The sequence below is a fragment of the Primorskyibacter flagellatus genome, from assembly GCF_014638275.1.
In the GTDB taxonomy this organism is placed as follows: domain Bacteria; phylum Pseudomonadota; class Alphaproteobacteria; order Rhodobacterales; family Rhodobacteraceae; genus Pseudooceanicola; species Pseudooceanicola flagellatus_A.
Window position 1 is genome coordinate 2080843 of the sequence record NZ_BMFJ01000001.1, and the last position, 21461, is coordinate 2102303.

At 66.4% G+C, this 21461-nt stretch carries 22 protein-coding genes and 1 tRNA gene; 9 read left to right on the forward strand and 14 right to left on the reverse strand.

Translation table 11 applies throughout. The features are described from left to right. Positions 1-62: 62 nt before the first annotated feature. From IEV87_RS10285 to IEV87_RS10300, 4 genes are read right to left on the reverse strand one after another with little or no spacing between them, the layout of a single operon-like run. The gene (locus tag IEV87_RS10285) at positions 63-1199 is read right to left on the reverse strand and encodes an ABC transporter permease (protein WP_188477595.1); all 1137 of its coding nucleotides are present in this window, start codon (positions 1197-1199) and stop codon (positions 63-65) included. Next, the gene (locus tag IEV87_RS10290; RefSeq protein ID WP_188477596.1) at positions 1196-2134 is read right to left on the reverse strand and encodes an ABC transporter ATP-binding protein; all 939 of its coding nucleotides are present in this window, start codon (positions 2132-2134) and stop codon (positions 1196-1198) included. Before IEV87_RS10290 ends, IEV87_RS10285 begins: the two co-directional genes overlap by 4 nt. Beyond that, complete coding sequence (locus tag IEV87_RS10295; protein WP_188477597.1) at positions 2131-3081, reverse strand: HlyD family secretion protein; 951 nt, start codon at positions 3079-3081, stop codon at positions 2131-2133. Before IEV87_RS10295 ends, IEV87_RS10290 begins: the two co-directional genes overlap by 4 nt. After that, positions 3078-3737 (reverse strand): TetR/AcrR family transcriptional regulator, encoded by a 660-nt coding sequence (locus IEV87_RS10300; RefSeq protein WP_188477598.1) that lies wholly within the window; start codon positions 3735-3737, stop codon positions 3078-3080. Before IEV87_RS10300 ends, IEV87_RS10295 begins: the two co-directional genes overlap by 4 nt. Positions 3738-3971: 234 nt before the next feature. Between IEV87_RS10300 and IEV87_RS10305 the strand changes: the two genes are divergently transcribed. Then, positions 3972-4787: a PEP-CTERM sorting domain-containing protein gene (locus tag IEV87_RS10305; protein ID WP_188477599.1), complete on the forward strand. Its 816-nt coding sequence runs from the start codon at positions 3972-3974 to the stop codon at positions 4785-4787. A 128-nt stretch (positions 4788-4915) separates the two neighbouring features. On the opposite strand, the gene IEV87_RS10310 is transcribed toward IEV87_RS10305, so the two are convergent. Beyond that, positions 4916-5878, reverse strand: coding sequence for a GlxA family transcriptional regulator (locus IEV87_RS10310; protein ID WP_188477600.1), 963 nt, complete (start codon positions 5876-5878; stop codon positions 4916-4918). 202 nt (positions 5879-6080) lie between these two features. Between IEV87_RS10310 and IEV87_RS10315 the strand changes: the two genes are divergently transcribed. Then, complete coding sequence (locus IEV87_RS10315; RefSeq protein ID WP_229737522.1) at positions 6081-6911, forward strand: alpha/beta fold hydrolase; 831 nt, start codon at positions 6081-6083, stop codon at positions 6909-6911. A 189-nt stretch (positions 6912-7100) separates the two neighbouring features. Continuing rightward, positions 7101-7526, forward strand: coding sequence for an organic hydroperoxide resistance protein (locus IEV87_RS10320; RefSeq protein ID WP_188477602.1), 426 nt, complete (start codon positions 7101-7103; stop codon positions 7524-7526). A gap of 94 nt (positions 7527-7620) precedes the next feature. Here the strand turns inward: IEV87_RS10320 and IEV87_RS10325 are convergent, their stop codons facing one another. Beyond that, positions 7621-8526, reverse strand: coding sequence for a LysR family transcriptional regulator (locus IEV87_RS10325; RefSeq protein ID WP_188477603.1), 906 nt, complete (start codon positions 8524-8526; stop codon positions 7621-7623). A 163-nt stretch (positions 8527-8689) separates the two neighbouring features. Between IEV87_RS10325 and IEV87_RS10330 the strand changes: the two genes are divergently transcribed. Beyond that, positions 8690-9019, forward strand: coding sequence for a nuclear transport factor 2 family protein (locus IEV87_RS10330; RefSeq protein WP_188477604.1), 330 nt, complete (start codon positions 8690-8692; stop codon positions 9017-9019). Beyond that, a complete protein-coding gene (locus tag IEV87_RS10335) occupies positions 9016-9795 on the forward strand; it encodes an SDR family oxidoreductase (protein ID WP_188477605.1) in 780 nt (259 codons plus the stop codon). Before IEV87_RS10330 ends, IEV87_RS10335 begins: the two co-directional genes overlap by 4 nt. Before the next feature lie 178 nt (positions 9796-9973). On the opposite strand, the gene IEV87_RS10340 is transcribed toward IEV87_RS10335, so the two are convergent. The 7 genes from IEV87_RS10340 to dctP form a co-directional block, all read right to left on the reverse strand. Further along, positions 9974-11503 (reverse strand): aldehyde dehydrogenase (NADP(+)), encoded by a 1530-nt coding sequence (locus IEV87_RS10340; protein ID WP_188477606.1) that lies wholly within the window; start codon positions 11501-11503, stop codon positions 9974-9976. Positions 11504-11585: 82 nt separating this feature from the next. Then, a complete protein-coding gene (locus IEV87_RS10345) occupies positions 11586-12311 on the reverse strand; it encodes a ribonuclease activity regulator RraA (RefSeq protein WP_188477607.1) in 726 nt (241 codons plus the stop codon). A gap of 7 nt (positions 12312-12318) precedes the next feature. Then, positions 12319-14052, reverse strand: a complete 1734-nt coding sequence (gene araD, locus IEV87_RS10350) for an L-arabinonate dehydratase (protein WP_188477608.1) — start codon at positions 14050-14052, stop codon at positions 12319-12321. A gap of 5 nt (positions 14053-14057) precedes the next feature. Continuing rightward, a complete protein-coding gene (locus IEV87_RS10355; RefSeq protein WP_188477609.1) occupies positions 14058-14219 on the reverse strand; it encodes a hypothetical protein in 162 nt (53 codons plus the stop codon). A gap of 10 nt (positions 14220-14229) precedes the next feature. Then, positions 14230-15546, reverse strand: a complete 1317-nt coding sequence (locus IEV87_RS10360) for a TRAP transporter large permease (protein WP_188477610.1) — start codon at positions 15544-15546, stop codon at positions 14230-14232. Then, on the reverse strand, positions 15536-16057 hold the full coding sequence (locus IEV87_RS10365) for a TRAP transporter small permease subunit (RefSeq protein WP_188477611.1): 522 nt from the start codon (positions 16055-16057) through the stop codon (positions 15536-15538). The genes IEV87_RS10360 and IEV87_RS10365 overlap by 11 nt, the downstream gene beginning before the upstream one ends. Before the next feature lie 57 nt (positions 16058-16114). Beyond that, positions 16115-17140 (reverse strand): TRAP transporter substrate-binding protein DctP, encoded by a 1026-nt coding sequence (dctP, locus tag IEV87_RS10370; RefSeq protein WP_188477612.1) that lies wholly within the window; start codon positions 17138-17140, stop codon positions 16115-16117. Positions 17141-17283: 143 nt separating this feature from the next. Between dctP and IEV87_RS10375 the strand changes: the two genes are divergently transcribed. Then, the gene (locus tag IEV87_RS10375; protein ID WP_229737524.1) at positions 17284-17979 is read left to right on the forward strand and encodes a GntR family transcriptional regulator; all 696 of its coding nucleotides are present in this window, start codon (positions 17284-17286) and stop codon (positions 17977-17979) included. Between the two features lie 134 nt (positions 17980-18113). Here IEV87_RS10375 and IEV87_RS10380 read toward each other — a convergent pair. Beyond that, positions 18114-18203: transfer RNA gene (locus tag IEV87_RS10380), tRNA-Ser, on the reverse strand. A 193-nt stretch (positions 18204-18396) separates the two neighbouring features. Between IEV87_RS10380 and IEV87_RS22825 the strand changes: the two genes are divergently transcribed. The 3 genes from IEV87_RS22825 (at position 18397) to tmk (ending at position 21419) form a co-directional block, all read left to right on the forward strand. Continuing rightward, positions 18397-19500, forward strand: coding sequence for an SPOR domain-containing protein (locus IEV87_RS22825; protein WP_229737526.1), 1104 nt, complete (start codon positions 18397-18399; stop codon positions 19498-19500). A gap of 141 nt (positions 19501-19641) precedes the next feature. Further along, a complete protein-coding gene (locus IEV87_RS10390) occupies positions 19642-20781 on the forward strand; it encodes a D-alanyl-D-alanine carboxypeptidase family protein (RefSeq protein ID WP_229737619.1) in 1140 nt (379 codons plus the stop codon). Continuing rightward, positions 20778-21419 carry a dTMP kinase gene (tmk, locus tag IEV87_RS10395; RefSeq protein ID WP_188477615.1) on the forward strand — a complete coding sequence of 214 codons (642 nt, stop codon included), beginning with the start codon at positions 20778-20780 and terminating at the stop codon, positions 21417-21419. The genes IEV87_RS10390 and tmk overlap by 4 nt, the downstream gene beginning before the upstream one ends. Positions 21420-21461: the final 42 nt, after the last annotated feature.

Genomic DNA, 21461 nt, shown 5'->3' on the forward strand with positions numbered 1-21461 from the left:
CGGTCTCCGTCCGGGTCGGGACCCGGTGAAGCATTGCGCGGCGCGGAAGTCCAGAGCGCCGGTCAGTCCAGCGTCTGACGGTAGCGGCGCATGGCGATGGCGGAGATTACCAGCAGGATCAGCAGGATCGCGATCACATTGCCCATGACGTCCGACAGGTCCGCGCCCTTCAGCATCACCTTGCGCACCAGCCGCAGGAAATGCGTGGCCGGGATGGCCGAGCCGATGGTCTGCGCCCAGCCCGGCATGGCGGCGAAGGGAAACATGAACCCGGACAGCAGGATCGTCGGCAGCAGCGTGAAGAAGGAGACCTGCATCGCCTGCATCTGGCTGCGCGCCACGGTCGAGATCAGGAAGCCGAGCGCGAGGTTGACCACGATGAACAGGTTGAAGCCGACGAAGAAGGCGAGCGGCGACCCGGTGAAAGGTACGCCGAAGAGCGCGCGGGCGAGGATCAGGAAGACCAGCGTCTGCACGTAGCCGACCAGCACATAGGGGGCGATCTTGCCCGCCATGACCTCGGCCGGGCGGACGGGGGTGGCGATCAGGGTCTCCATCGTGCCGCGTTCTCCCTCGCGGACGATGGCGACGGCGGTGATCATCACCATGGTCATGGAGAGGATGACGGCCAGCAGGCCGGGCACGATGTTGAGAGAGGTTTCGCCTTCGGGGTTGTAGGCGCGGTGCACGGTGACGCCGAAGGGCGCGGCGGGGCGGGCGGCAGTGGCGAGCGGGCCGGTCAGGGTGGCGGCCATGGCGGTGTCGATGATCCCCGGCATGGCCCCCGCCGCCCCGCCGATGGCGGTCGGGTCGGTGCCATCGGCCTCGACCAGGATGTCGGGTTTCAGGCCGCGCAGCACGTCGCGTTCGAAATCCGGCGGGATGACCACGACGAAGTTGGCGGTGCCGTCGCGGAGTGCGCGGTCGCCTTCGCCGGGGCCGGTCACGACTCCCTGAAAATCGAAGAAGGTCGATGTCTCCATCCCCGACAGGATCGCGCGGGTGATCGGGCCTTCGTCGGCCATCTCCACCAGCGTGGGCAGGTGGCGGGGGTCGGAGTTGATGGCGTAACCGAAGATCAGCAGCTGCATGATCGGGACGCCGATCATCATCACGAAGGTGATGCGGTCGCGGCGCATCTGGACGAATTCCTTGGACAGGACCGCCAGAAACCGGCCCGGGGAGAAGTCGAAGGTCATGCCGCCGCCCCGCTGAAATTGTCTGCCGCGCCGCTCATCAGGTAGATGAAGGCTTCCTCAAGTTCGGCCTCCTTGCGTTCCCACTTCTGCGGGCCTTTCATCCGGGCCGCCAGCGCGTCGAGCGCTGCCGCGTCGGTGCCGGAGACATGCAGCACCGCGCCGAAGCGGGCGACCTGGGCGACCGCGTCCTCGGCCCGCAGCCGGGTCTCGAGCGCGGTGATGTCGGGGCCGGTGACGCGGTAGGTGGAGAGGCCGATCATCTTCGGGATCTCGGCGGCGACGCCGGAGATCAGTTTCTTGCCGTAAGCGATGTAGGCGATGAAGTCGCACTGGATCGCCTCGTCCATGTAGTGGGTTGAGACCAGCACGGTGACCCCGGCGGCGGAAAGCTTGCGAATCTCGTCCCAGAAATCCCGCCGCGCCTTGGGGTCGACCCCGGCGGTCGGTTCGTCCAGCAGGAGCAGCTGCGGGTCGTGGATCATGCAGGCAGCCAGTGCGAGGCGCTGTTTCCACCCGCCCGAGAGCGTACCGGCCAGCTGCCCCGCCCGGTCGGTCAGGCCAAGATCGGCGAGGGTTTCGGTGACGCGGCTGCGGCGGTCGGGCACGGCGAACATGCGCGCGATGAAGTCGAGGTTCTCGCGGATGGTGAGGTCTTCGTAGAGGGAGAACTTCTGGGTCATGTAGCCGACCCGCGCCTTGATCTTGGCCTGTTCGGTCAGGATGTCGTAACCGAGGCAGGCCCCCTGCCCCGCGTCGGGTGTCAGAAGGCCGCACATCATGCGGATCGTCGTGGTCTTGCCCGATCCGTTCGGACCGAGGAAACCGTAGATCGCACCCTTCGGCACCTGCATGTCGAAGTCGTCGACGACGGTCCGGCCCGAAAACCGCTTGGTCAGACCGGTGACGGAAATGGCGTTTTCGACATCGGCGGTCATGGCTGCGGGCTCAGCGTCAGAGGCTGGCCGGGGAGCAGGCCCTCTGCACCGTCCAGCCGCGCCTCGGCCCGGTAGACAAGCCGCGCGCGTTCCTCGCGCGAGTAGATGATCGGCGGGGTGTACTGCGGCGTGGTGGCCAGCCGGGTGACGGTGGCGGTGACGCCCGCCGGGCAGCCGTTGCAGCTGACGGTCAGGGTCTGGCCGGTGCGGATGCTGGCGCGGTCGGGTTCGGGCACGAAGAACAGCGCCTTGAGCGCGTCGGGCGGGAAGATGGCGATGACGGGCGCCCCTGCCCCGGCCACCTCTCCGCCCGTGTAATAGACCTTGTCGACGAACCCTGCGGCGGGGGACGTGACCTCCCGGTCGTCCAATGCGGTCTTCGCGTCGTCGCGTTTCGCCAGAGCCGCGCGCAGGCTTGCCTCCGCGGCGATCCTCTGGGCGTCGCGGGCGGGCAGTTCGGCGACCTGAAGCTGGGCCTGAAGCTGCGCGACCTTCGCGGAGGCGCTTTCGAAGGCGGTGCGGTCGGCGTCGACGCGGGCCTGCGACACCGCGCCGGTATCGCGCAGGGTTTCGGAGCGGGTGAGATTGGTCGCCGCCAGCTTCTGATCGGCGCGGGACTGCTGAAGCGAGGCGCGGATGACATCGATCTCCTCGCTCCGCGACCCGGTGGAAAGGTTGTCGAGATTGGCGCGCGCGACGGCCACCTCCGCCTCCGCCCCGCGCAGGGCGGCGGTCTGGTGCGCGTCGTCGAGCCGGAACATCAGGTCGCCGGTCGCGACGCGGTCCCCTTCGGCCACGGCGATGTCGGAGAGGCGCCCGGCGGAGGCTGGGGCGACATAGACGTAATCGGCCTCCGCATAGCCGTTGTAGGCGGGGGTCTGGGGGCCGCCGAGGGCGGGGAAGACGGCGGCGGCGAGGGACAGGGCCCAGTCGGACAGGTCGTTCATCGGGGTGTATCCGGGTGATCCGGGTCGGGGGCGAGCCCGGCCAGGACGATGGAGAGGTGGTTGTCGATCAGCCGGTCCATGGCGAGCCCGTCGTCGGGGCGGATGCCGAATACCTCGGACAGGAGGATGTGGATCATCACAGGGCCGACGACGGTGCGGGTGGTGAGTTCGGGATCGACGGCGCGGATGTGTCCGCCCTGCACCCCCTGTTCGAGAAGCGCGCGCACCGCCGGCAGCGCCTGGTCGAGCACGGAGTCGCGGAACATGGCGGCGATCTGGGGCGTGGCCGCAGATTCCCGCAGGATCATGACCGGGATCTTGCGCGTTTCGCCCTGCATCAGCGTGGTGGCGATGCGGCGGAGGAAGGCGGCGATCAGCGGACGCGGATCGCCCCGGTAGCCATGCATCCGGTCGAAGGTGTCGGCGGCGATCGGAGCGATGGTGCGCTGCACCAGCCCTTCGAGGATCGCAGCCTTGGAAGGAAAGTAGAGGTACACGGCCCCCTTGGACACCCCCGCCTGCCCCGCGATCTGATCCACGGTGGTGGCCGCAAACCCCTGCCCGGCAAAGAGCGTGAGGGCGGCGTCCAGCACCTCGTCGGGGCGGGCTTCGGCGCGGCGGCGGAACTTGGGCTGTCTGGGCGAGTCGCTTGTCATGCCAAATTACTAACCGACCGGTCAGTTATTAGCAACGCGGCAATGTCACCCTGCGTCAGTCCTGGTCCTGTCCGGGGCAACGGGCGAGGCGGCTTCGGCTGAAAACCGCCGTAACAAAAGCGGATCTTGATCTGTGGACGCTCTGTGGCAGGCTTTACGCATTAAGGTACGACGATCATCCCGGCCGGAGCCGGGACAATCTTTTCAAATGCGATTTGCAGTGAGGGTTAAACAATGAAACTTTTTCTTTCCCTGACGTCACTTGCCCTGTGCGGGCTGGCCGGAGCGGCCGCCGCCGCCCCCGTTAACCTGAATACATGGACCGCCGAATCATATGCCTCGGTCGCGGGCTTCCCGGACGGGCAGTGGGAGGTCGCGGTGGACGGTTCCTCTGTCTTCCAGACCAGAAACGGGCAGCCGACGATGTTCGTATCGGACTTCGACGCACAGGGGTCCGAGGTGTCCGGCAAGATCAAGGTCACCGGCAGCGACGACGATTTCATCGGCTTCGTGCTGGGATTCAGCGCCGGTGAGCGTCTGGACCCGCTGGCCGATTACCTGCTGATTTCCTGGAAGGGTGGCAACCAGAGCTACGACTTTGGCCAGGGCGATGATGGTCCCGCAACGCTCGCGGCGCGCGGGCTGTCGGTGTCGCGGGTCACGGGCATTCCGCAGGCCAATGAGTTCTGGGGTCACGTCGACTATGCCCCGAGCACCAGCGGCGGCGTGGAAGAACTTCAGCGGGGCGCGACGCTTGGCTCGACGGGCTGGGTGCGGAACGTTGAGTACGACTTCTCCTTCGACTTCGGACCGAACAACCTTGTCGTCACGGTCGACGGGGTGGAGCAGTTGAACATCACCGGCAGCTTCGACGACGGCGGCATCGGGTTCTACAACTTCAGCCAGGCGGGCGTGATCTACTCTGCCTTCGAAAAGGACCAGGGGTCGTTCCCGACCGTGCCGCTTCCGGCAGGGCTGGGACTGATGCTTTCGGCCGCAGCAGGGCTGGGCCTTGTGCGGCGCGGACGGGGCCGGCAATTCCGGCTCTGACCACGCGCATCTCCGGGAATGCAATGCGCGCCCGATCCCGGAGGGGACCGGGCGCGTCTGCTTGGGTGCGCAGTGGTCCCGGCGGTATGACCATCGGGCGTTTATGCAGTGTCCGGACGCCCTAGGGGTCAGGCCGCGGCGATGCCGAAGCGCTGCCGGTAGGCGGCAGGTGCGGTCCCGACGAGCTTCTGGAACAGCTTCCGGAAGGCCGCGGGGTCGGCGTAACCCACATTCCAGGCGATGCGGTCGACGGGGTCGTGCGTCCGTTCAAGGCTTTCCCGCGCCTTGGCGATGCGCACCTGCTGCAGGTAGGCATTGGGCCGGTGACCCGTGGCCGCGGTGAACCGGCGCAGGAAGGTGCGTTCGGTCAGACCGGCGACGGCGTGCAGGTCCGACTGCTGAAGCGGCTGCGCGAAATGCGCATGCAGATGGTGCTGGGCCCGCCGGATGTTTTCGTCGCCATGATCGAACCGCGGGATGAAGGCCGCGAAGGGCCGCTGGCTGGAGCGCGGCGGGTCGATCAGCAGGAACCGCGCGGTGGCCAGCATGGTTGCCGGGCCGAGAAACCGGTCGACCAGCGTCAGACCAAGGTCCGTCCAGGCGAGGATGCCGCCCGCGGTGACAATATCGCCGTCGTCCAGCACCATGCGGTCGTCGGCGACATCGATCTCCGGGAACCGGCGGGCAAGCTGTTCGGCAAAGGCCCAGTGGGTGGTGGCGCGGCGCCCGCTCATCAGCCCGGTTTCCGCCAGCACGAAGGCCCCGGCGCAGACTGAGCCGAGCACCGTCCCCTCCGCATGCTGATCCCGCAGCCAGGCGGCGGCGGCAGGAAAGGGGCCCATCCGTTCGGGCATCACCAGGCTGGGCGGCGCGATGGCGTGGCTGAGCCGGTGCGGCTGGCCGGGATGACTGTCCCATGTGCAGGTGACATCCGCGCCCTGCGCTTCCCAGTGGGATACGCGCAGACTGGGCCCGCCAGCCCATTCCCCTGCAATGCGGAACAGGTCGGTCATCCCGTAGACGGCCGAAAGCTGGCAGTCGGGATAGATCAGGAGGCCGATTTCAGCCACCGGAACCGGGGGACGCGCCATTGTCGGTTATGCCTCTGTCATTGTCAGATTCGCCACGTCCCTTCCTGCACCCGTCTGGCTATCTCTGTCCATGTCGAAACCGGAAGGACATGCAATGACACCCGATCCCACACGACGGGCAATTCTAAGGAGCGCGACGGCTGCGGCGGCGCTCATGGCCCTGCCGACCTCAATTCTCGCTCAGACAGAAGGAGCTTTTACCATGGCTACGATCACCACCCGCGACGGCACCGAACTCTTCTACAAGGACTGGGGGCCCAAGGACGCCCAGCCCGTCGTCTTCCACCACGGCTGGCCGCTTTCGGGCGACGACTGGGACAACCAGATGCTGTTCTTCCTGGGCCAGGGCTATCGCGTGATCGCCCATGACCGGCGGGGCCACGGCCGGTCCGAACAGGTCTCGGACGGACATGACATGGACCATTACGCCGACGACGTGGCGGACCTGGCGCGGGCTCTCGACCTGAAGGACGCCATCCACATCGGCCACTCCACCGGCGGCGGCGAGGTGGCGCGCTATGTCGCCCGGGCAGAGCCGGGGAGGGTCGCGAAGGCCGCACTGCTTGGCGCGGTGCCGCCGATCATGGTCCGTACGGAGGCCAACCCCGACGGCGTACCGTCCGAGGTGTTCGACGGCTTCCGCGCCGCACTGGCCGCGAACCGGGCGCAGTTCTACCTCGACGTGGCGTCCGGTCCGTTCTACGGGTTCAACCGCGACGGCGCGGAGGTGAGCGAGGGGCTGATCCGGAACTGGTGGCGGCAGGGCATGGCCGGGGGTGCCAAGGCGCATTACGATGGCATCCGGGCGTTTTCGGAAACCGACTTCACCGAGGATCTGAAAGCCATCAGCCAGCCGGTTCTGCTGCTGCATGGTGAGGATGACCAGGTCGTTCCGATCGACAACTCCGCCCACAAGGCGATCAAACTGCTGCGGAACGGGACGCTGAAAACCTACCCCGGGCTGTCGCACGGGTTCTTTGCGACCCACCCCGACCTCGTCAACGCCGACCTGCTGGCCTTTGCCCGCGGCTGAGACCGCAACGGCCGGCTGGCCGGAGGCCCGCGCTTCGGGCCAGCCGTTTATCAGCCGACAATCCCGCCGGATGCAACGCTACATGCGGGTTTGTCCGGATTATCGGAAATATCGACACAGGCTGCACCGGGCCTGCAGCGGGCTGCGAGCCCGGTTCCGCCCGCGCCACCCCAATTCAAGGAGACTCCCATGACCATACTCTACACCACCCACGCCACGGCCACCGGACAGGGCCGCGACGGTGTCGCCAGCGTCGAGGACGGGGCGCTGACCCTGTCGCTGTCCACCCCCAAGGCACTTGGCGGCGCGGGGGGTGACGGGACCAACCCCGAACAGCTGTTCGCCAGCGGCTACGCGGCCTGTTTCCTGAGCGCGCTGCGCTTTGTCGCCGGTCGCCGGAAGCAGGGCCTGCCGGACGACACAAGCATCACCGTCACCGTGGGCATCGGCCCGCGTCCGGAGGGGGCAGGATTTGCGCTGGACATCGCGCTGTCGGCGAACCTGCCCGGGCTGGACGCAGCAATCGCCGCGAAGCTGGTGGAGGAGGCGCATGCCACCTGCCCCTATTCGCATCTTGCCCGCGCGGGGGCAGACGTGCGGGTAAGCATCGCCTGACACCTGCGCACCGACATCCGGCAGGGGCACCGGGGGCTGCGGTCCCGGCGGTGCCCCTGCCCTTTGCCTGCCCTGCCCGCAGTTCTGCCCGCCGTCAGCGGCTGCGGGACGAAGACCGGGCCAGTTCGCGGGCGAGGTCGACAAAGACCTTGAAGGCCGCGGGCGGGTTGCGCCGGCTGGGATAGTAGAGGCAGAGCGGGGCGAGCGGCGGCGTCCATTCCGCAAGCACCCGAACCAGACGACCGGCCTCAATATCTGCCAGAACGTCGGATTCCATGAAATAACCGATCCCGACCGACTCCAGCACCGCGATCCGGGCGAGGCTCGCCTCGTCCAGCGTGATCGGCCCGTCGACGTCGATCTGAACCGCTTCCCCCCCGGATTCGAACTGCCAGCGAAACATGGCGCCGTTTGGCAGGCGGGTGCGGATGCAGGCATGGGCCAGCAGGTCGGAGGGCACGCGGGGCGGGTCACGGGTTTCGAGGTAGCCAGGCGAGGCCACCACCGCATAGCGGCGGGCGGGACCGACCGGGATGGCTATCATGTCACTGGGCACGAATGGCTGGCTGCGCACCCCGAAGTCGAAACCGTCGGCCACGATGTCGACAAGGTTGCCCTCGGTCACGACATCGACGCGGACGCCGGGAAACCGCCGGAGAAATTCCAGGATCAGCGGCGACAGGATCTCGCGTCCTGCGGTGGCAAAGGTGTTGATCCGCAGCGTTCCGGTCGGCGTTTCCTGCTGCGATCGCACCGTATCGAGCGCCTGGTGGATGTCCCGGAGCGCGGGGCTGACCTGATCGACGAAGCGTTCCCCTGCCCCGGTCAGGGACACGCTGCGCGTCGTGCGGTTGAACAGGCGGACGCCAAGCTGTTCCTCGAGCTTGGCAATCGCGTTGCTCAGCGCGCTGGTCGACATGCCGAGGTCGAGCGCCGCCGCGCGGAAGGACCCCCGGCGGCTGATCGCCAGAACCGCGTCGAAATCCGTCAGCCTGTACATGATGATTATCCCGATAATCGCAATGCCACATCAAGAATTATCCCGATTATCAGCAAGAGGTCAAAGCCATAGGTTGAGCCACACGACACGGACCAAGAGCACGGCCGGCAACTCCGGCACGTGGACCTGACCGGCAGCGCCAGTTCAACCAAGGAGACAGATCATGAGCATCGACCTACCCGGGGTCATCGACACCTATTTCAGGGCCGACAAGACCGGCAGAGCGAGCGCAATTTCGGAGTGTTTCACGCCGGACGCCGTCGTTACCGACGAGGGCAACACTTACACCGGGCGCGACGCGATCCGGCAGTGGATGGCGAACGCCTCGACCCGATACACCTACACGGTGGAGCCCTTCGGGATCACCGAAGAGGGTGGACGAACGGTCGTGACCAGCCACCTCGTCGGAACCTTTCCCGGCAGCCCCGTCGATCTGCGTTACATCTTCGTCCTGAAGGGCGACTTGATCGCGGAACTGGAGATCGTGCCATGACCCCCTTCGTGACCCTTGAGGGCAAACGCGCGCTCATCACCTCCGGCACCCGCGGGGCCGGCGCGGCCACGGTACGGCTGTTCGCGGACCTCGGCGCCCGCGTCCTGACAACCGCGCGGACGCGGCCGGAAGGGATGGCAGAGTCCATGTTCGTCGCGGCCGACCTGACACGGCCCGAGGGCTGTGCGACCGTGGCGCGGGCTGTGCGCGACAGGCTTGGCGGGGTGGACGTGGTTGTCCACATGCTTGGCGGATCCTCCGCCCCGGCGGGCGGTTACCGGGCGCTTGACGACGACGCATGGCAGGAGGAGATCGACCTGAACCTGATGCCCGCCGTCCGTCTGGACCGGGTGCTGCTGCCGGAGATGGAGCGGCAGGGATCGGGCGTGGTGATCCATGTCACCTCCATCCAGCGCCAGCTGCCGCTGCCGGACGCGACCACCGCCTATGCCGCCGCGAAGGCCGCGCTGTCGACCTACAGCAAGAGCCTGTCCAAGGAGGTGTCGCCGAAAGGCGTGCGGGTGGTGCGGGTTTCTCCCGGCTGGATCGAGACGGAGTCCGCCGTCGCCCTGGCAGAACGGCTGGCCGCAGAGCACCATGTCGATGTCGAGCGGGGCAAGCAGATGATCATGGACTCCTTGGGCGGAGTCCCGATCGGCCGCCCCTCCCGGCCGGAGGAGATCGCGAACCTGATCGCCTTCGTCGCCTCTGACCGGGCGGGAACGATCACCGGCACCGAATACGTGATCGACGGCGGGACAGTACCGACCGCCTGAACGTGCTGGTTGCGGGGGCAGGACGGGACCGGACAAAATCGCGCCGGCACCGCCAAGAACATGCGTCCCGAGAGGTGTCGCATTGATCCCGGCTGGCGCCACCGGTCCGATTTCCCGCACCCATCCTGTCGCCGCCGCCCGCCATCGGCAGGGGCGGTCGCGACCCGACCGCCGGCCTTCAGGTCAGATCGGCGGGCAGGATGTCGGTCGGCAGGTTCTGGTAGCACACCGGACGCAGGAAGCGCCGGATGGAGAGCGTGCCGACCGACGTTGCACCAAAGTTGGTCGAGGCTGGATAAGGGCCGCCGTGCACCATCGACTCTGCCACTTCGACACCGGTCGGGAACCCGTTGGCAAGGATGCGCCCGGCCTTGCGTTCGAGGATGGGCATGAGGTCAGCAGCCAGTCCCGTATCGGCGGGGTCCATGTGGATCGTCGCGGTCAACTGACCCGCGAGACTGCGCGCCACCTTTGCCATTTCGGCCGCGTTCCCAACGGTCACGACCAGGCCAAGCGGGCCGAACACCTCTTCGGTCAGGGTATGGTTACCCAGCCAGTCCGCGGCGGACACACGGAACAGGAAGGGTCTGGCCTCACGGCGGTCGCAGGTCGAGGTCAGAACATCCTGCACGCCATGCTGCCCGCCGATCCTGGCGGCGCCGGAGGAATAGGCCTGCGTGATCCCGTCGGTCAGCATGACCTGCGCACCGGTGTCGGAGAGTGCTTCGCGGGTTGCCTCCACAAAGGTGTCGGCGTCGGGGCCTTCGATCACGACAGCGATGCCGGGGTTGGTGCAGAACTGGCCCGCGCCCATGGCCAGCGACCCGGCCCAGCCCCTGCCGAGGTCCCCCGCCCGCGCAGCGAGGGCGGCGGGAAGCATGAACATCGGGTTGACGGAACCCAGTTCGCCGAAGAACGGGATCGGTTCGGGACGCCGTGCGCACAGGTCGAACAGGGCGCGGCCCCCGGTCAGAGAGCCGGTAAATCCGACGGCCCGGATGAGCGGATGCTGCACGAGCGCCTGGCCGACCTCAAGATTCCCTCCCTGGACAAGGGAGAACACGCCTGCGGGCATACCGCAGGCCTGAATGGCGGCATGGATTGCCTCGGCCACGATCTCGCCGGTGCCGGGATGGGCGCCGTGCCCCTTCACGACCACGGGGCAGCCTGCGGCCAGCGCGGCGGCGGTGTCGCCCCCGGCGGTGGAAAAGGCGAGCGGGAAGTTGGAGGCGCCGAACACCGCCACCGGACCGATCGGGCGCTGGATCATTCGCAGGTCCGGACGTGGCAGCGGCTGGCGGTCCGGCAGGGCCTTGTCGTGCCGACGGTCAAGGTAATCTCCCTGCCGGATGTGCGAGGCGAACAGGCGCAGCTGGCCGGTGGTCCGGCCACGCTCTCCCTCAAGCCGGGCAGCGGGCAGCCCGGTTTCCTCGGTCCCGATCTTCGTGATGGCGGTGCCGCGCGCCTCGATCTCGTCCGCGATCCGGTCGAGGAAGGCCGCCCGCTCCTCCCGCGTTGTATAGCCGTAGGTCCAGAAGGCATCTTCGGCGGCCTGACAGGCACGATTCACCAGATCAGGTGAGCCAACCGAAAAGGCATGCGCGTCGCCATGGGCGGGGTCGGACATGAACGTCGTTTCGGTTGCTATCCAGTCGCCGGCAATCAGGTGTTTTCCGTGTGGCGTGAAAGGGGTTGCGGCGCCGTCCATGTGCGTCTCCTGTGTTTGGGCCGGGAGGGTGCTGCGATCCGGCAGCTGCAATCCCCCGGAGTATTTCCTGCGAAGGGAAGGGTCAGCCGTTCTTCCTGGCGAGCCAGGCGTCGAAATTCTTCTGGTTTTCTTCCTTGGTGCAGGGATAGAGGCCGATGATCGGGGTGCCGTTCAGCACCTCCTCCAGCACGAAGGCCTCGAAATCCTCCATTCCCGCGCAGACTTCGGCGATTTCATCCGCAAGATGCGCGGGGATGACCATGACACCGTCGCCGTCACCGACCAGCACGTCGCCGGGGAACACCGCGACGCCACCGCAGCCGATCGGCACGTTGATGTCGAGCGCTTCGTGTTTCGTCAGGTTGGTGGGCGCGGAGGGGCCGGCGCAGAAGGCGGGCATGTCGAGCGCGCCGATGCCGTCGAAGTCCCGGAAGCCCCCGTCAGAGACGACGCCGGCACAGCCGCGCACATCCATCCGGGTGATCAGGATCGACCCGGCAGTGGCGGCGGTCGCGTCCTGGCGCGCGTCCATCACGAGGATCTGGCCCGGCGGGCAGGTTTCGACCGCGACGCGCTGCGGATGCTCGGGGTTCCTGAACTCCTCCAGAGTGTTGCGGTCTTCGCGGGCCGGTATGTAGCGGAGGGTGAAGGCCTGACCGACCATGGTCTCGGCCTTCTTCGCGACCGGCTTCACCCCCTGGATGAACTGGTTGCGCAGCCCGCGTTTGTAGAGCTGCGTCGCGATGGAGGCGGTCGAGATACGCTTCAGGCGGTCGCGCGTGGTGTCGGAGAGGACGTAGTCGGTCATTGGGGCCTCAGAAGATATCAGGTTCGCCGGCGGTCTTGCCGAAATCGGATTGCAGGAAGTCGAAGTCGCAGCCCTGATCGGCCTGCGTGACGTGTTTGGAGAACATCCAGCCCCAGCCCCGTTCGAAACGGGGTTCGGGGGCGGTCCAGGCCTTCTTGCGTTCGGCCAGTTCGTCCTCCGGCACCAGCATGTCGAGCGTGCGGGCGGGCAGGTCGAGGCGCACGATGTCGCCCGTCTTCAGCAGCGCGAGCGGGCCGCCGACGTAAGCCTCGGGCGAGACATGCAGGACGCAGGCGCCGTAGGAGGTGCCCGACATGCGCGCATCGGAGATCCGCAGCATGTCGCGGTGGCCCTGCCTGATCAGCGCCTTGGGGATGGGCAGCATGCCCCATTCCGGAAAGCCGGGGCCGCCGAGAGGGCCAGCGTTGCGGAGGACCATGACGTGATCGGGCGTGACCTCGGCGTCTTCGTCGTCGACGAACTTCTTCATCTCGGGATAGCTGTCGAAGACCACCGCGGGGCCTTCGTGCACGTGATATTTCGGGTCGCAGGCGGCAGGCTTGATGACCGCGCCCGACGGGCAGAGGTTGCCCTTGAGCACCGCCAGGGACCCTTCGTGGTACACCGGGTTCGACAGGGGCCGGATCACGTCATCGTTGTAGACCACCGCACCTTCCAGGTTCTCGCCCACGGTCCTGCCGGTGACGGTCATGCAGGAGGTGTCGAGCCGGTCCTCGATCTGCTTCATCAGGGCGCGGAGGCCACCGGCGTAGTAGAAGTCCTCCATCAGGTAGTCCTTGCCGGAGGGGCGGACGTTGGCGATCAGCGGCGTATTGCGGCCGAGTTCGTCCAGTTCCTCCAGTTGCATCGGGACGCCGGCGCGGCGCGCCATGGCGATCAGATGGACAACGGCGTTGGTGGAACAGCCCGTGGCCATGGCGACGATGGCGGCGTTGCGGCAGGCCCCGGCGGTGATGATCTTTTCGGGGGTCAGGTCTTCCCAGACCATTTCGACGATCCGGCGCCCGCAGGAGGCGGACATGCGCTGGTGGTTGGCATCCACGGCAGGGATCGAGGACGCGCCCGGCAGGGTGATCCCCATGGCGTCTGCAATCGCGGTCATGGTCGAAGCCGTGCCCATGGTCATGCAGGTCCCGGCGGACCGGGCGATCCCCCCCTGCACGCCCAGCCATTCCTCGTCCGAGATGTTCCCGGCGCGCCGCTCGTCCCAGTATTTCCAGGCGTCGGAGCCGGAGCCGAGGATCTTGCCCGCGTAGTTGCCGCGCAGCATCGGACCGGCAGGCAGGTAGATCAGCGGCACGCCCGCCGAGATCGCGCCCATGACCAGACCCGGCGTGGTCTTGTCGCATCCACCCATGAGCACAACGCCGTCCAGCGGGTGACAGCGGATCATCTCCTCCGTCTCCATCGCCAGCATGTTGCGGTAAAGCATCGAGGTCGGCTTGATGTTGCTTTCGTCGACCGACAGCGCCGGCATTTCGACCGGGAAGCCGCCCGCCTGAAGCACTCCGCGCTTCACGTCCTGCACGCGGTCCTTGAAATGGGCATGGCAGGTGTTGAGTTCGGACCAGGTGTTCAGCACGCCGATCACCGGCTTGCCGCGAAAGTCCTCCTCTCCGTAGCCAAGCTGCATCATCCGCGACCGGTGCCCGAAGGAGCGGAGGTCGTCGGGCGCGAACCAGCGGGCGGAACGGAGATCGTCGGGGGTCTTGCGGGTCATGAAACTTATCCGTTCAGTGCGAAGGTCAGCCAGAGCAGTCCGGCGGTCAGGAACACGCCCACGATCTCGGGCCAGTTGCCGAAGTCATAGCCGTCGATGCTCTCTTCCTCCCCGAACTCGGGGGCAGAGATATCTTCGTCCTGGCGGGTGAGATCGTGGTCGGACATGAGACGCTCCTTAATCCAGCATCGACGGCAGCCAGAGCGCGAGCTCCGGAATGAAGAGCACGAGGAACAATCCCAGGGCCTGCAATGCGATGAAGGGCAGCACGGCGACGAAGATGTCCTGAAGCTCGATACCTTTCGGCGCCACTGACTTGAGGAAGAAGCAGGCGGGCCCGAAGGGGGGTGACAGGTAGTAGATCTGGATGTTCATCGCAAAGAGCACGCCGAACCAGACCGGGTCGAACCCGAGGTCGATCACCACGGGGGCGAAGATCGGAACCGTGATGAAGATGATCGCGATCCATTCCAGAAAGGTGCCCAACACCATCACGATCAGCATCATCACGATGATGACGGTCAGCGGCGCAACATCCAGCCCGGTCAGCAGACCGCGCAGGAATTCGCCGCCGCCGATGCGATTGTAGATCCCGATCAGCGACACGGCGCCGAGCACCAGCCAGATGATCGAACCTACGGTCAGGACCGTCTGGCGCATCGCGTCCCGTGCCATGCGCCAGTTCAGCTCTCCCCGCAGCGCGGCGACGACCAGGGCACCGACGGCACCAATGGCCGCGGCCTCGGTCACCGTGGCGATGCCGGAGTAGATGACCCCCAGAACCGCACCGATCAGGATCGCCGGAAGGATGACGCCCTTCATGAACTTCAGCCGCTGCAGGAAGGGCAGGCCGGTCTCCGGGATATCGTAGATCGGGGCCAGGGACGGATTCAGGCGCACCCGGACCAGGATATAGACGATGTAGAGCGAGGCGAGGATCAGGCCCGGAACGGCAGAGGCCGCGAAAAGCTTGGTGATCGAAACCTGCGCCGCAAGCCCGTAGATGATGAGCACGACGGACGGCGGGATCAGCGTGGCCAGTGCCCCGGCGGCGCAGATGATGCCGATCGACAGGTGCTTGTCATACCCAAGGCGCAGCATCTGCGGCAGGGCGATCAGGCCCAGCATCACGATCTCTCCGCCCATGATACCCGACATGGCGGCCAGCACGACGGCCACGATGCAGGTCTGCACCCCGACCGATCCGCGGAATCGCCCGCCCATGATCGCCATGCTGTCGAACAGCGACTTGGCGATGCCCGATCGTTCCAGAACGTTGGCCATGAACACGAAGAACGGCACCGCGATCAGTTCGTATTTGTGCAGCACTTCGCTGACGTTCGCCGCGACGATGAAAAAGCCCGCGCGTTCGCCGAAGTAGAGGATGGCCGTGGCCAGCGAAACCGTGAGGGTTGTCACGCCAAGCGGCACACCAACCGCCATCAGCGCCAGAAGCGCGAGGACGATCAGAAGGGTAATGATTTCAATGCCCACTGGACGAAGCCTTTTCGGTGCGCTGGAACCAGCGGATGATGTTGGCGATCAGTTGTGCGAGATAAAGCACGCAGCCGACGACGATCAGCACCTTGAAAATCGTGGGCTGGATCGAATTGAAGGCGGTGCCGGAATACTCGGTGCGTGACAGCACTTTCATGGCCGGTTTCCATAGGGCCATCGTCAGCACAAGCACCGCACCGAAGGCGATGACCAGCTGGGCCAGACGAAAGATCCGCCAGATGCGCTCTCCGACAACCAGCTCAAGCATGGTGATCGAGATGTGGCGGTTGCGTTCAGTGACGAAACCGACCGACAGGACCCAGGCGGCGGCGCAGAGCGTCATCGCCGTTTCGGTCGACCATACAGTCGGCGCATCGAAGCCGTAACGCATGACGACCTCGGCCGCCGAGATCGCGATGCAGGCGAAGAAAAGGATGGAACAGCCCTGGCCGATGAAGACGCTGAAACGGTCCATCCCTTCGGCATAGCGGGCCAGAAGGTTCTTCATGATACCCCCGGACAGCAGAAGAAGCCGCCGCGCCATGATCGGCGCGGCGGCAGTGGGTCAGTTCTTGAACAGACCAATTTCCGTCATGTACTTGATGTTCGCATCAAGCGCTTCCTGGGCAAGTTCCGACTTGGTTGCGTATTCCTGCCACTGTTCCCGCGCCACTTCGCGCAGCTTGTCGCGGCTTTCCTGCGGCCAGTCGATGACCTCGATCTTGCCGGCTGCGGCGTCGCGTGCTGCCAGTTCCTTGTCCAGCTTGGTGACTTCGGCGGCCATGGCGTACATGGCGTCGTACCACCAGGTTTTCAGGGCGGTCTGGTCCTCGGCGGACATCGCCTCCCAATTCTCCTTGTTGATGGTGAACTGCATCGACGGCATCGAGTGGATGCCGGGATAGAGCGGGTACGGCGCGACGTCATGCAGACCGGTCGCGTCGTTGTTCACGTAGGCCGAGGCGTCAGCCGCATCGACGATGCCCTTTTCCAGCGCACCGAACACCTCGGAGAACGGGATCGAAACGGGCGACGCGCCAGCCGCCTGGAAAACCGCTGCGGCGAGACCTTCAGGTGAGCGGATCTTCTTTCCGGCCAGTTCTTCGAAGCTGCGGATCGGGGTGCGGGCGGGCAGTGCCTCGCGGGAATAGGGGCCGCAGGCCACGACCTGCACCTCGCCGCCGGTCACGGAATCCGCAGCTTTCTGCATCATCGCCTCACCGCCGCCGTCCTTGCAGAAGCCGATCATCTGTTCGGGCGTGTCGTATCCCGAGATCAGGTCGCCCATGATGGCATAGGCTGGTTCCAGGCCTGCGAAGTAGTTCACCGAGGTGAAGTCGCCGTCCAGAACGCCGGCAGCGACCGCTTCGGGCGTTTCGCGGGCGGGCACAACCGAACCGTTCGGCGTCAGCACGATCTCGATCCGACCGTCGGTCATTTCCTTGATCTTCGGCAGCCAGCTCTCGGTCAGGTACTGGGTCGAAAAGTCGCCCGCGTTGAACGAGGTCTGGATGTTGAGCGTCTCGGCATGCGCGATCGTCGCAATCACGGATGCGCATCCGCCGATAAGGGCGGCTTTTGCGAAATTCATTGGGTCTCCTCCCGTAACCTGCCGGGAGGTTATCCGCCCGGGCCAAGTAATGTGCTAATATATTAGTTCCCACTCGGCAAGAGTTCTTTATAGTCCCCAGCAAATCCAAGTGACGAAGTGCGGTTACGCCCATGCCGAACGACATGACCAGGACCCAACAGCGCCGCCGGCAGCCTCTCCGGCGCGGCTCGGCCAGTTCTGCCCTGCATGATTCCCTGCGCGATCGTATCCTGAACCTCGACCTTGTCCCGGGGCAGAGTATTTCCCGCTCCGCAATCGCTGCGGAGTATCAGGTCAGTCTTACACCGGTCCGTGACGCGCTCATCAAGCTGGAGGAAGAGGGGCTCATCGACACCTTTCCGCAGTCGAAGACCGAGGTGTCGAGGATCGATGTGCATCACGCTCAGGAAACCCATTTCCTGAGGCTCGCGCTGGAACTCGAAATCGTCAGACGCCTGGCGATGAACGCCCCCGGCGCGACCTTTCATGAGGCACGCTCTGTCCTCGCACAGCAGGTCGCGGCGCGCGAGGTCAACGACCTGTCAGCCTTCGTCCGACTCGACAGCAACTTTCACTATGCTCTTTACGAGGCCGCCGGCGTCGACAGTCTCTTTACCCTGATCCAGTCGCGATCGGGGCACATCGACCGCCTGAGGAAGCTCAACCTGCCCGACCCGGGCAAGTCCCAGTCCATACTGGATTGCCACAGCCGCATTCTCGACGCGCTTGAGGCCGGAGACGCAGATACGGCCTGCGCGGTCCTGCGCGAGCATCTCTCGGGAACGCTTGCGATGGTCGACGAAATACGTGCCCGCACGCCGGGATACTTCGTCGCCTGAAACGGTTCGGATCGGGCCAGGCCGCGTTGGGCGGTGCCGACCTGCCGGGCGGGTTGCCTGACGTGGCCTGTCGGGGGATCCGTTTTGATGCGCAGGGGAGCCGGGCCCGGACCGCGGGATTAATTATAGGTTGTTGGCGGAGGAGGTGGGATTCGAACCCACGGTAGACTTTCACCTACGTCGGTTTTCAAGACCGGTGCATTAAACCACTCTGCCACTCCTCCGCGTCGGGGTGGTCTAGCGGGGGGCGGGCGATTCGGGAAGCGGGGGCGTCCAATGGGTGTGGCCGGGAATCTTTGCCGATCCGGAGCGGCGGACTTTTCACGCGGGCCCGCAGGCTGTAGAGTGCGCCAAAACAACGGGCAGGGCCGGAAACCGGCCGCGCGGCCATGTGCCGTGCCGACATAGGGGCGAAGAATGGCGATCGGACTCGGGACAACCTGCGGACCAGTGGTGCGGCTGGCGGCCGCCCTGGGCGTGCTGACACTGGCTGCGGGCTGCACGGAAACCGGGGGAAACCTGTTCAAGGCCACGCCCGGGGCGTCGGAAAGTTCCTCGGGCGGATCGACCCGGCTGGTCGAGCGCGACGTGGAGGCGCCGGAGGTGTTCCAGGCGACGGAAGCGGGTCTCTGGGACGGGCGGCCGTCGCTTGGCGGGGTCTGGGTGGCGCATCCGGATGTGACGGAACCCGAACGGGCATTGATCCGTAACACGGCCAACGCGAAATTCGTTATCGGGGCGCTGTTCAAGCCGTCTCTGGAACGCTCGGGGCCGCGGTTCCAGGTATCCTCGGACGCGGCGGAGGCGCTTGGCCTTCTCGCCGGACAGCCGGTGAACCTGTCGGTCACGGCCCTGCGGCGCGAAGAGGTGCCGACGGCGACAGCAGAACCCGAGACCACCGAAACGGTGGAGGGCAGCCCGGTGATCGCCGCCGCGCCCGCCGCCTCTGCCGCGACCGCAGACCAGATGCCGGCACCGGCCGAGGTGGCGACGGCAACGCTGGACCCGGTTGCCGGAGCGAGCGCCGCACTGGACCGGGCTGAGAGCACAGGCGCAGCCGAAGAGGTCAGGGAGTCGGCAGCGGTCGCCGAACCAACCCCGAAAAAGCGCCGGTTCTTCTGGCAGAAGAAAGAGCCCGCGAGCGCGGAAGTCGTGGCGGAGGCACCCGCAGTGGAAGCGCTTGCGTCGGCTGAGACGGTCGCCTCGCCCGCGCCGGTATCCGCCCCCGCGCCTGCGCCCGTGGCAAGCGCCCCGCTGCCGAAAGCGGCGGCGAAACCGGCCTCCACCCTTGACAAACCCTACCTGCAGATCGGCATTTTCAGTGTCGAGCAGAACGCAAAGAACACCGCCGTCGCGATGCGCCAGTCGGGGATCATTCCCTCGGTGCTGAAGCAGACGTCGAAGGGCAAGACATTCTGGCGGGTCGTCGTCGGCCCGGCCACCACCACGGCTGAACGCGCGGAGCTGCTGACCAAGATCAAGGCTGCGGGCTTCACCGACGCATATGCGGTGACGAACTGACCGGCCCTTCAGGGGCAGTCAGGCGCACCGCCTGAAGGAGGACGGATGACCCGTTTCACTCACGCAGGTGCCCGCGCGGGCCGCCGCATCATCGCCGGGCTGAAGGCCGCCGGTCTGGGGCTGGTCCTTTTCACGGGCAGTATGGCGCAGGCCTTCGACACACAGGCCACTGCCGCCTACATCGTCGACCTGACGACGAAGACGGTTCTTCTCAACAAGAATGCCGACACCCCCCTGCCCCCGGCGTCGATGTCCAAGCTGATGACGCTTTACATCGCGTTCGAGGCGCTGCGCGACGGCCGGCTGCGGCTGGACGAGGAACTGCCGGTGTCCTCCCACGCGATGAGCTATGGCGGGTCGACCATGTTCCTCGACACCACCGACCGGGTGAAGGTGGAGGATCTGCTGCGCGGCGTCATCGTGCTGTCGGGCAACGATGCCTGCGTCGTGCTGGCAGAGGCGCTGTCGCCGGACGGGACGGAGGCCGGGTTCGCGCGGTTCATGACGCAGCGGGCGCAGACCATGGGCATGACCAATTCGACTTTCGCCAATTCCAACGGCTGGCCCGCCGCCGGGCACCGGATGTCGATGCGGGATCTGGCCCTGCTGGCGACCCGGCTGATCGAGGATTTCCCGAACTTCTATCCGCTGTTCTCGGAAGAGACCTTCGCCTTCGACGGGCGCGCGCCGACCAACAATTCCAACCGCAACCCATTGCTTGGGCTCGGTGTCGGGGCGGACGGGCTGAAGACGGGACATACCACCGAGGCGGGGTACGGGCTGGTCGGCTCGGCCAAGCAGGGCGACCGGCGGATCGTCTTCGTGCTGTCGGGCCTGCCGTCGCAGGCGGCGCGGGCGCAGGAGAGCGAGGCGGTCGTCAACTGGGCTTTCCGGCAGTTCACCCAGAAATCCCTGATCAAGGCCGGAGAGACCGTGATGCGGGCGGAGGTCCACATGGGCGCGGCCCCGACCGTCGCCCTGACCACGGCGGAGGATCTGAGCGCGCTTGTGCCGGTGCTTTCGGCAAGGGAGCTTGAGGGCGAGGTGATCTACAACGGCCCGATCTCAGCCCCGGTGAAGAAGGGCGACACATTGGCAGAGCTGGTCTTTGCGCCCGAAGGCCTGCCCGAGACACGGGTGCCGCTGATCGCGGGGGAAGACGTGCGCAAGGGCGGGTTTGTCGTGACTGTAACCAACGCGCTGGACCATCTGCTGAGCGAAATCGGCGGCGGTCGTCCCGAGGCGGAGGCGGAAGTCGCGGAAGAAGAGGCCTCCTCTTGAGCGATCCGACCGGGCGCGGGGTGTTCCTGAGTTTCGAGGGAATCGACGGGTCCGGCAAGTCGACGCAGGCGCGGCTGCTGGCGGAGGCGCTGCGCGCAACCGGGCGGGAGGTCGTGCTGACGCGCGAACCCGGCGGGTCCCCGGGGGCGGAGGAGATACGCGCGCTGGTGCTGCAGGGCGATCCCGACCGCTGGTCGGCAGAGACGGAGATCCTGCTGTTCACCGCCGCCCGCCGCGATCATCTGGAACGCACCATCCGCCCGGCGCTGGCGCGCGGTGCCGTGGTCATCTGCGACCGTTTCGCGGACAGCACCCGGATGTATCAGGGCCTGTCGCGCGGGAACCTGCGCGGGGTCGTGGACCAGTTGCATGCGTTGATGATCGGGGTGGAGCCGGACCTGACGGTGCTGATCGACATGGACCCGGAGGTTGGCCTCGCAAGGGCCAAGGGGCGGCAGGGCGTGGAGGAACGGTTCGAGGATTTCGGCGCGGATCTGCAGCGCCGCATGCGGGCTGGATTCCTGTCGCTGGCCGGGGAGTTCCCGGAGCGGTTTCGTGTGATTGACGGGGCGCGGTCGCCGGAGGCGGTGGCCGGCGACGTGCTGGCCGTGGTCGGGGGCGCGCTGGCGTCGGTGTGACGGGTGCGGGGGGGCGCGGACGCAGTGCCCGGGCCTCTGCCA

Coding starts and splice junctions, on each gene's coding strand:
- IEV87_RS10285 (WP_188477595.1), bottom strand. CDS start 1,199: ATGACCTTCGACTTCTCCCCGGGCCGGTTTCTGGCGGTCCTGTCCAAG.
- IEV87_RS10290 (WP_188477596.1), bottom strand. CDS start 2,134: ATGACCGCCGATGTCGAAAACGCCATTTCCGTCACCGGTCTGACCAAG.
- IEV87_RS10295 (WP_188477597.1), bottom strand. CDS start 3,081: ATGAACGACCTGTCCGACTGGGCCCTGTCCCTCGCCGCCGCCGTCTTC.
- IEV87_RS10300 (WP_188477598.1), bottom strand. CDS start 3,737: ATGACAAGCGACTCGCCCAGACAGCCCAAGTTCCGCCGCCGCGCCGAA.
- IEV87_RS10305 (WP_188477599.1), top strand. CDS start 3,972: ATGAAACTTTTTCTTTCCCTGACGTCACTTGCCCTGTGCGGGCTGGCC.
- IEV87_RS10310 (WP_188477600.1), bottom strand. CDS start 5,878: ATGGCGCGTCCCCCGGTTCCGGTGGCTGAAATCGGCCTCCTGATCTAT.
- IEV87_RS10315 (WP_229737522.1), top strand. CDS start 6,081: ATGGCTACGATCACCACCCGCGACGGCACCGAACTCTTCTACAAGGAC.
- IEV87_RS10320 (WP_188477602.1), top strand. CDS start 7,101: ATGACCATACTCTACACCACCCACGCCACGGCCACCGGACAGGGCCGC.
- IEV87_RS10325 (WP_188477603.1), bottom strand. CDS start 8,526: ATGTACAGGCTGACGGATTTCGACGCGGTTCTGGCGATCAGCCGCCGG.
- IEV87_RS10330 (WP_188477604.1), top strand. CDS start 8,690: ATGAGCATCGACCTACCCGGGGTCATCGACACCTATTTCAGGGCCGAC.
- IEV87_RS10335 (WP_188477605.1), top strand. CDS start 9,016: ATGACCCCCTTCGTGACCCTTGAGGGCAAACGCGCGCTCATCACCTCC.
- IEV87_RS10340 (WP_188477606.1), bottom strand. CDS start 11,503: ATGGACGGCGCCGCAACCCCTTTCACGCCACACGGAAAACACCTGATT.
- IEV87_RS10345 (WP_188477607.1), bottom strand. CDS start 12,311: ATGACCGACTACGTCCTCTCCGACACCACGCGCGACCGCCTGAAGCGT.
- araD (WP_188477608.1), bottom strand. CDS start 14,052: ATGACCCGCAAGACCCCCGACGATCTCCGTTCCGCCCGCTGGTTCGCG.
- IEV87_RS10355 (WP_188477609.1), bottom strand. CDS start 14,219: ATGTCCGACCACGATCTCACCCGCCAGGACGAAGATATCTCTGCCCCC.
- IEV87_RS10365 (WP_188477611.1), bottom strand. CDS start 16,057: ATGAAGAACCTTCTGGCCCGCTATGCCGAAGGGATGGACCGTTTCAGC.
- dctP (WP_188477612.1), bottom strand. CDS start 17,140: ATGAATTTCGCAAAAGCCGCCCTTATCGGCGGATGCGCATCCGTGATT.
- IEV87_RS10375 (WP_229737524.1), top strand. CDS start 17,284: ATGACCAGGACCCAACAGCGCCGCCGGCAGCCTCTCCGGCGCGGCTCG.
- IEV87_RS22825 (WP_229737526.1), top strand. CDS start 18,397: ATGGCGATCGGACTCGGGACAACCTGCGGACCAGTGGTGCGGCTGGCG.
- IEV87_RS10390 (WP_229737619.1), top strand. CDS start 19,642: ATGGCGCAGGCCTTCGACACACAGGCCACTGCCGCCTACATCGTCGAC.